Source organism: Pollutimonas bauzanensis, assembly GCF_040393045.1.
Classification (GTDB): domain Bacteria; phylum Pseudomonadota; class Gammaproteobacteria; order Burkholderiales; family Burkholderiaceae_B; genus Pollutimonas; species Pollutimonas bauzanensis_A.
In genome coordinates this window covers 1-7,559 of sequence record NZ_JBEBUX010000170.1, presented here as the reverse complement: position 1 = coordinate 7,559, position 7,559 = coordinate 1, and the positions used below count along the sequence as shown (strand labels likewise).

At 57.1% G+C, this 7,559-nt stretch carries 9 protein-coding genes; 6 read left to right on the top strand and 3 right to left on the bottom strand.

What is annotated here, in order from left to right; genetic code table 11:
• The first annotated feature begins 216 nt into the window (after nucleotides 1-216).
• The 5 genes from hemA (at nucleotide 217) to ABWO67_RS18225 (ending at nucleotide 4,386) form a co-directional block, all read left to right on the top strand.
• Nucleotides 217-1,491, top strand: coding sequence for a glutamyl-tRNA reductase (hemA, locus tag ABWO67_RS18245; protein WP_353154408.1), 1,275 nt, complete (start codon nucleotides 217-219; stop codon nucleotides 1,489-1,491).
• A 61-nt stretch (nucleotides 1,492-1,552) separates the two neighbouring features.
• Nucleotides 1,553-2,635 carry a peptide chain release factor 1 gene (prfA, locus tag ABWO67_RS18240; RefSeq protein ID WP_353154405.1) on the top strand — a complete coding sequence of 361 codons (1,083 nt, stop codon included), beginning with the start codon at nucleotides 1,553-1,555 and terminating at the stop codon, nucleotides 2,633-2,635.
• A gap of 4 nt (nucleotides 2,636-2,639) precedes the next feature.
• Nucleotides 2,640-3,455, top strand: coding sequence for a peptide chain release factor N(5)-glutamine methyltransferase (gene prmC, locus ABWO67_RS18235; protein ID WP_353154403.1), 816 nt, complete (start codon nucleotides 2,640-2,642; stop codon nucleotides 3,453-3,455).
• 23 nt (nucleotides 3,456-3,478) lie between these two features.
• Nucleotides 3,479-3,805: a Grx4 family monothiol glutaredoxin gene (gene grxD / locus ABWO67_RS18230; protein WP_353154400.1), complete on the top strand. Its 327-nt coding sequence runs from the start codon at nucleotides 3,479-3,481 to the stop codon at nucleotides 3,803-3,805.
• Complete coding sequence (locus tag ABWO67_RS18225; RefSeq protein WP_353154397.1) at nucleotides 3,802-4,386, top strand: UbiX family flavin prenyltransferase; 585 nt, start codon at nucleotides 3,802-3,804, stop codon at nucleotides 4,384-4,386. The genes grxD and ABWO67_RS18225 overlap by 4 nt, the downstream gene beginning before the upstream one ends.
• A gap of 2 nt (nucleotides 4,387-4,388) precedes the next feature.
• Here ABWO67_RS18225 and ttcA read toward each other — a convergent pair whose 3' ends face one another.
• Both ttcA and folB read right to left on the bottom strand, forming a co-directional pair.
• Nucleotides 4,389-5,396 carry a tRNA 2-thiocytidine(32) synthetase TtcA gene (ttcA, locus tag ABWO67_RS18220; protein ID WP_353154394.1) on the bottom strand — a complete coding sequence of 336 codons (1,008 nt, stop codon included), beginning with the start codon at nucleotides 5,394-5,396 and terminating at the stop codon, nucleotides 4,389-4,391.
• An 18-nt stretch (nucleotides 5,397-5,414) separates the two neighbouring features.
• Entirely contained in the window at nucleotides 5,415-5,774 is a 360-nt protein-coding gene (folB, locus tag ABWO67_RS18215; RefSeq protein ID WP_353154391.1) for a dihydroneopterin aldolase, read from the bottom strand.
• 78 nt (nucleotides 5,775-5,852) lie between these two features.
• Here folB and ABWO67_RS18210 point away from each other — a divergent pair, with 78 nt between their 5' ends.
• A complete protein-coding gene (locus ABWO67_RS18210; protein WP_353154388.1) occupies nucleotides 5,853-6,782 on the top strand; it encodes an NAD(P)/FAD-dependent oxidoreductase in 930 nt (309 codons plus the stop codon).
• Between the two features lie 19 nt (nucleotides 6,783-6,801).
• On the opposite strand, the gene ABWO67_RS18205 is transcribed toward ABWO67_RS18210, so the two are convergent.
• On the bottom strand, nucleotides 6,802-7,559 hold a 758-nt coding region (locus tag ABWO67_RS18205), incomplete at its 5' end, for a M61 family metallopeptidase (RefSeq protein WP_353154385.1).

Genomic DNA, 7,559 nt, shown 5'->3' with positions numbered 1-7,559 from the left:
CCGACACAAGGATTTTCAATCCTCTGCTCTACCGACTGAGCTACCAGGCCAACGAGAAGGCGAAATAGTACACTAAATTTTGAATGTGTGCTTTGGCACCACGACTATTTCTTTATTTCCTTCGGCTTTGCGCTGAAACTAACTGAGATTTCAGGAAAAGCGCAGGGGCGATTATAATCACAATATTCAAGCATTTGGCGCGCGCTCTTCAAATACATGTCTGTCGACGTTTTAACTTTCGGTCTGAACCACGTTTCTGCCCCTGTTGCGGTCAGGGAACGTGTGTCGTTTCCGCTCGATCTGCTTAAACCGGCGCTCGATGGCTTGCGCTCGACCTTCGGGCAGTCCGTGAAAGAAGCTGCCATTCTGTCTACCTGTAATCGCACTGAAATCTACTGTGCCGCCGATCCGCAGGTATCCGAACACCTGCCGTCCTGGCTGGCTGATTTCAATCGCCTGGAAGCGGGTAGTCTGCAGCCGCATCTGTACCAATACCAACAGAACGATGCCGTTCGTCACGCCTTCCGTGTGGCCAGCGGTCTTGATTCCATGGTGCTGGGCGAACCGCAAATTCTTGGCCAAATGAAAGACGCAGTGCGCGCGGCCAACGAAGCTGGTTCATTGGGCACCTTGTTGCATCAATTATTCCAGCGCACGTTTTCAGTCGCTAAAGAAGTCCGGTCGCAAACCGCTATTGGGGCGCATTCGGTTTCCATGGCGGCTGCGGCGGTACGCCTGGCTGAACGCGTGTTTGGCGATTTGTCGCAGGCCAGCGTGCTGTTTATTGGCGCGGGCGAAATGATAGAACTGTGCGCCACCCACTTTGCCGCCTTGAATCCGCAGCATATGGTGGTCGCCAATCGCACCCTGGAACGGGCCGACTTGCTGGCCTCCCGGTTTGTCGCCAAAACCATGAAGTTGTCCGACATTCCAGATAAGTTGGCCGATTTCGACGTTATTGTTTCCTGTACGGCAAGCTCCTTGCCCATCCTTGGATTAGGGATGGTGGAAAGGGCTACGCGCTTGCGCCGCCATCGTCCTATGGTCATGGTCGACTTGGCCGTGCCGCGCGATATCGAAACCGAGGTCGGTCGCCTGGCCGACGTCTACTTGTATACGGTCGACGATTTGGGGCGCATGGTGCAAAGTGGCACCGATGCCCGTCGCGCCGCGGTGGTGCAGGCTGAAGCCATTATCGAAACGCGGGTGCAGAATTTCATGCACTGGCTGCAAAATCGTGAAATCGTTCCCGCCATTATCGATTTCCAGCAGGCTGCCGACCAGGTCAGGCAAAGTGAACTCGACCGCGCGCGCCGTATGCTGGCCCGTGGCGACAGCCCCGAGCTCGTCCTTGAGCAGCTCGCCCATGGCCTGACTCAAAAATATTTGCATGGTCCCATGGCTGCTCTGAATCGCAGTGAAAGCGACGAGCGCCAGCAGTTATTAAGCCTGTTGCCGCGGTTGCTGCCGCGCACCGACCGCCAGCGTTAGCGGCGCTCTGCTTGTTCCGTTGCGCTTGCTTTCTATAACTGCTTAATTCCTTTCCTACTTTATGAAAAGTTCCATACGCAATCGGCTGGAGCATCTTGCTCGCCGATTAGTCGAAGTTGATGCGTTGCTGGCCGAACCTGAAATCGCCAGCGATATGAATCGTTATCGGAAAATGTCGCGTGAACGCGCTGAACTTGAGCCAGTGGTAACGGCATTCGCAGCCTACACCGGAACCGAGGACGACATACAGGCCGCCCAGGACATGATGAGTGACCTGGAAATGCGCGACATGGCCGAGGAAGAGTACAAGCTAGGCAAAGATAGGCTCGAGCAACTCGAGGCCGATCTGCAAATACTGTTGTTGCCGCGCGACCCGGATGACGGGCGCAGTGTTTTCCTGGAAATCCGCGCAGGCACGGGGGGCGATGAAAGCGCTTTGTTCGCTGGCGACTTATTGCGCATGTATACGCGCTACGCCGAAAACAAGGGCTGGAAAGTCGAACTGATGTCCGAAAGCGAGGCCGAGATTGGTGGCTACAAAGAAGTCATCGCTCGCCTGGATGGCGATGGGGTCTATGGCCAACTCAAGTTCGAGTCCGGGGCGCATCGGGTACAGCGCGTACCTGAAACGGAAACGCAAGGTCGCATCCACACCTCGGCCTGCACTGTAGCGGTGTTGCCCGAAGCTGACGAACTAAGCGAAATTGTCATCAACCCATCTGAATTGCGTATCGATACTTTCCGTGCCAGCGGCGCGGGCGGGCAGCATATTAATAAAACCGATTCGGCTGTACGTGTTACTCACTTACCCTCGGGACTGGTGGTGGAATGCCAGGACGACCGTTCGCAGCACCGCAATAAAGACAAGGCCCTGCAAGTGCTGGCTGCGCGCCTGAAAGACAAGCAGCAGCAGGAGCAGCACAATAAAGAGTCGGCGCAGCGTAAAAGCCTGGTGGGTACGGGTGACCGCTCCGAGCGCATACGCACCTACAATTACCCCCAAGGGCGGGTAACCGATCATCGCATCAACCTGACGCTGTATAAGCTTGCTCAGATCATGGAAGGCGATCTGGACGAGCTCACAGGGGCTTTGCGCGCCGAGCACCAGGCCGAACAGCTTGCGGCCTTGGGGCAAGAAGGGTAGTTGCATGGATAGTCTGCGTAGCGTTTCGTTGGGCAGCAGGCTGCCGCGGCTCGAAAGGCAGATGTTATGGCAACATGTGCTGCAAGTGCCCCGGGCGTGGCTAATTGCCCACGACACCGACGCATTGGCGCCAGCCGCAGTGGCCAGTTTTCGTCATCTTGAAGACCAGCGCCTGGCGGGTACGCCCATGGCGTATCTTCTGGGTTATCGCGAATTCATGGGGCACGATTTTCAAGTGTCGCCCGCAGTCCTGATACCGCGACCCGAAACTGAGCTGTTGGTCGAGACCGGGTTAGACTATCTCAAGGGGCGTGCGGCGCCTCGCGTGCTGGATCTGGGTACCGGAAGCGGGGCTATTGCGATATCTTTGGCTTTGGCCTGCCCGGGGGCCACAGTGGTTGCCACCGATCTTAGTTATGATGCCTTGTCGGTCGCCCAGGGTAACGCCAGTCGTTTAGGCGCCCGGGTCGAGTTTTCCCACGGTAGTTGGTACCATGCCCTGTCTGACCATAAGGGCTTTGACCTGATTGTCTCGAATCCGCCGTATATTTCGGCTGGTGATTCCCATTTAACGCAGGGCGATGTGCGCTTCGAGCCCATTACCGCCCTGACAGATGGTTCGGATGGCCTGTCTGCCTTACGCGCCATCATTCAGGGCGCAAGCCAGTGGCTGGTGCCGCAAGGTGCTTTATTTATGGAGCACGGGTGGGATCAGGCGCAAGCCGTTCGCCAACTTTTACACCAGGCCTGTTTCGAACAGGTCGCCAGTCTGCCTGATCTGGCCGGTATCGACCGGGTCACTGGCGGTATTTATAATTAACTTTTCCTGGAAACGAGAGCACCATGAGCGACGTTCAAGATTTTATTCGTGAAACCGTAACAACCAACCCTGTCGTGTTATTCATGAAGGGCACAGCACAGTTCCCGCAGTGCGGCTTTTCCGGGCGCGCCATTCAAATCCTGAAGACATCGGGCGTTACCAAGTTGGTAACGGTCAATGTGCTGGACGACGAAGAGGTTCGCCAGGGCATCAAAGAATTCTCCAGCTGGCCTACGATTCCTCAGCTGTACGTCGCTGGCGAATTCATCGGCGGGTCGGACATCATTGCGGAAATGTATGAAAACGGCGAGCTGGCTACCGTGCTGAAAGAGGCCGGGGCGCTTGCGTGATAGCTAAGCGGCGATTCATTGTCGGGGTAACGGGCGCCACAGGCGCCCTGTATGCCGTGCGCATGCTGCAGGCCTTGCGGGGCGTGCCCGATATCGAGTCGCACTTGGTAATTTCGCCGTCGGGTGTGCTGAATATCAAGTACGAGCTTGATATCACGCGCCAGGATGTGCATGCACTGGCTGACAAGGTCTATAGTTTCCGCGATGTGGGCGCTACCTTGGCCAGCGGCAGCTTTGCTACCGTAGGCATGGTGGTGGTGCCGTGTTCAATGCGCACTCTTGCAGCCGTGGCGCACGGGCTTTCCGACAACCTGATCACCCGTGCAGCCGATGTCACGCTTAAAGAGCGGCGTCGATTGGTGATGATGGTGCGTGAAACACCTTTGAACTTGGCCCATTTGCGCAACATGACAGCGGTGACCGAAATGGGCGGCATTATCTTTCCGCCTTTGCCGGCTTTCTATCTACATCCGAAAACGCTGGACGATATCGTCGACCATACCGTCGCGCGCGTTCTGGAGCTTTTCGATATCCATGTGCCTGGTCCGCATTGGGACGGCATGCAGCCCAGGCTGGATTAACTTCACACTTCGCGCAAGTCGGTCATGAAGACGACTTTGGCGGCGGGCTTCGAGGCCTCTGGTGCGCCGTTGGGCGCGTCGCTGTCGGCGCCAAGGCCAGCCATCGGCAGGGCATCGTACTCTTCCGTATCAAACGCAATGTCGCCGTTTTCATCGGCTTGTCCGGTCGGTTTCAGGCCGGCAAAATCAAATAGTTGCGTATCCATCAAATGGGTAGGCACGACGCGCGATAGCGCACCAAATACATTCCAAGAACGGCCTGGAAACTTCTTGTCCCATTCCGCGATCATGCGTCCGACTTCCTTGCGTTTCAGGTTTTCTTGAGACCCGCATAAGTTACAGGGGATGATGGGGAATTTCTTGAGCTCGGCATACGCGACGAGATCTTTTTCCGGCACGTAGGCCAGGGGGCGAATCACGATATGTTCGCCGTCATCCGACATCAGCTTGGGCGGCATGGCTTTCATGCGGCCACCGTAGAACAGATTCAGGAAAAAGGTCCCCAGGATGTCATCTCTGTGATGGCCCAGCGCAATCTTGGTGGCGCCCAACTCACCGGCTACCCGGTACAGAATGCCGCGCCGCAAGCGCGAGCATAGCGAGCACATGGTTTTCCCTTCGGGGATGACACGGGTGACGACGGAGTAAGTATCCTGCGTCGCGATATGGAACGGGACGTTGATCGACTTCAGATATTCGGGCAGGATGTGGTCGGGGAAACCGGGTTGTTTCTGATCCAGATTCACCGCGATAATATCGAAATTGATAGGCGCGCGCGCTTTCAGCGTAAGCAGGATGTCCAGCATGCTGTACGAGTCTTTGCCGCCAGACAGGCACACCATGACTTTATCGCCGTCTTCGATCATGTTGAAATCGCTGATGGCGCGGCCGGTTTCACGAATCAGGCGCTTGCTCAGCTTGTTTTCGTTGACGCGCTGTTTTTCGCTGCGGCGGATCGAGTCGGCCGCGCTGGTCGCGCCGCCATCAGGTAGTAGGGTATCGGCTTGCATGGCAATAAAATAAAAAGGTCAGCGGCTGCGTTGCAGTTCGATGCCGACAGCAGCGCAGTCGGAGAAGGCCAGCGGTTTGCTGATGCGGATTTTAACGCGCTGCACATCGGGGAATTCGTTTAGTATCCGGGCTACGACACGCTCGCTAAGCGTTTCCAGCAGATTGACATGCGCGTGGGTGCATTCGTTGACGATGGCGTTACGCAGCAGGCGATAATCCAGTACGGTCTGTATGTCCTGGTCGTGAACTTCCTGTGAAATATCGACGTCGAATTCGGCGTCAATGTGCAAGGGCTGCGTAGCGCGCAGCTCGTGTTCCAGGATACCAATACGTGCGTCCAGCGCAAGCTGGCTAAAGAAAATGCGTCGGGTGGGCATAAGGTCGGCCTTGTAGAATTGTTGGAATTGTAGTGCTTTAGCGATTAATGGAGCGAACGAGACTATGTCGGAAAAGGTATGAGCGCGGATAGCAAGATATTTGATGCGCTGATTATCGGTGGCGGCCCGGCCGGAGTGTCATGTGCTGTGTGGCTGGCGCGCCTGGGTTTTGCGCCTGTTTTAGTGGACGCCAAGGCCCAGGTAGGCGGCTTGTGCCGCGACAATCCGTTTTCCGATGATTGGAATGCGTCGTTGCCAGGCAAAACCAGCCTGCAGGTCGCCGACAATCTGGCCCAGAGTCTGGATCAGGCCGGTGTGCCCGTCTGGCTGTCGTGTCCGGTTCATCACATTTCGCACGCCGAGTTTGGGTTTTCCGCGACAGGGGCGAGCTTGGATAGTCCGATACGGGCCCGGAATGTCGTATTGGCGACGGGCGTGAGGGCACGCTCGCTGGTCGAAACATCCCTGGCGTCGGATGTGGGGCTGGGATCATCTGGCGCGGCCTCGCTGCCCGGCATCCTGGTCGGTCCCGGTGCGCATGTTGTGGCGCAAGACTTCCGTAGCAAGCGGGTTGCTGTTCTGGGCGGCGGCGACAACGCTTTCGAGAATGCGCTATACGCGATCGAGCATGGCGCAGGCGCAGTCCATATCTATGCGAGAACTATCAGGGCGCAGCAGCAGTTTGTGCGCAAAATTCCGGCGGGGGGCGTTTCAGTGGGCGAGTATCACGTTGATGCAGTCGCTCGGAGCGTCGACGGCGTGGCTTACGACTTGATCCTGGTGTTTTATGGCTGGGAGCCCTGTGTGGGCTTTGCCGACGCGTTGGGGTTGCATCGCAGCGCTCAGGGGTTTATTGCGACTGATATGCAAACGGCGCAAACCAGTTGTCCCGGTGTCTACGCGATAGGCGAAGTTGCGCAGCGCCAACATCCTTGCGTGGTAACGGCCTTGGCTGACGGTGTTACCGCCGCCAAGGCTATTCAGGCAAAGATCGAAGCGGGGCAGTAGCCCCGTCAGCATGGCTTCGTCAGCCCTTGCGTTCCAGTACGCACTCCGTCGCGGCGGGGGCGTTTAGCACGACTTCAAAAGCGCGCAACTCGTCGCGTCGGAACACAACGACTGTTACCCGGTCGCCGGCCTGGTACGAACGCAGCAGGCGTTCCAGCGAGGTGTTGTCGGTAACGCGCAGGCCGTTGATGGCGACCAGCGTATCGCCGGCAGATAAGCCCGCACTATGGGCTGCGCCACCTTCATACGCCGTGGCCAGAGTGGTTTCCCCGTGGCTGGTGCGCATGCGCGCATCCAGCGAGACAGGGCCGGCTACTGGCTTCCATGTCACGGTAATGCCTAGCGATTCCAGTAGCGACTCCAGGGGTACGTCATCGCGTCCGTAGGCATAGCGTGCGATGAAGTCAGAAACATCCACGCCGGTGGCTTCGTGTACCAGGCCGGGCATGGCATCTTCCGTGATGCCAGTTGTACGGCCGCGATAAAAATCACGGCCGTAGCGTTGCCACAATAGCCGCATCACGTCGTCCAGAGATTTCGCGTCTTGGGATTCCTTGCGGATGACGATGTCCAATCCCATGGCAATCAGCGAACCCTTGGTGTAGTAGCTGACCAGTGCATTGGGTGAGTTTTCGTCCTGCTTGTAATAACGCGTCCACGAATCGAATGAGCTTTCGGCAACACTTTGCTTGAAGCGGCCTGCACTGCGGTGAACATTGCTGATGACTTTGCCGATCATGCGCAGATAGTCGGCTTCAGTGATGACGCCCGAGCGCA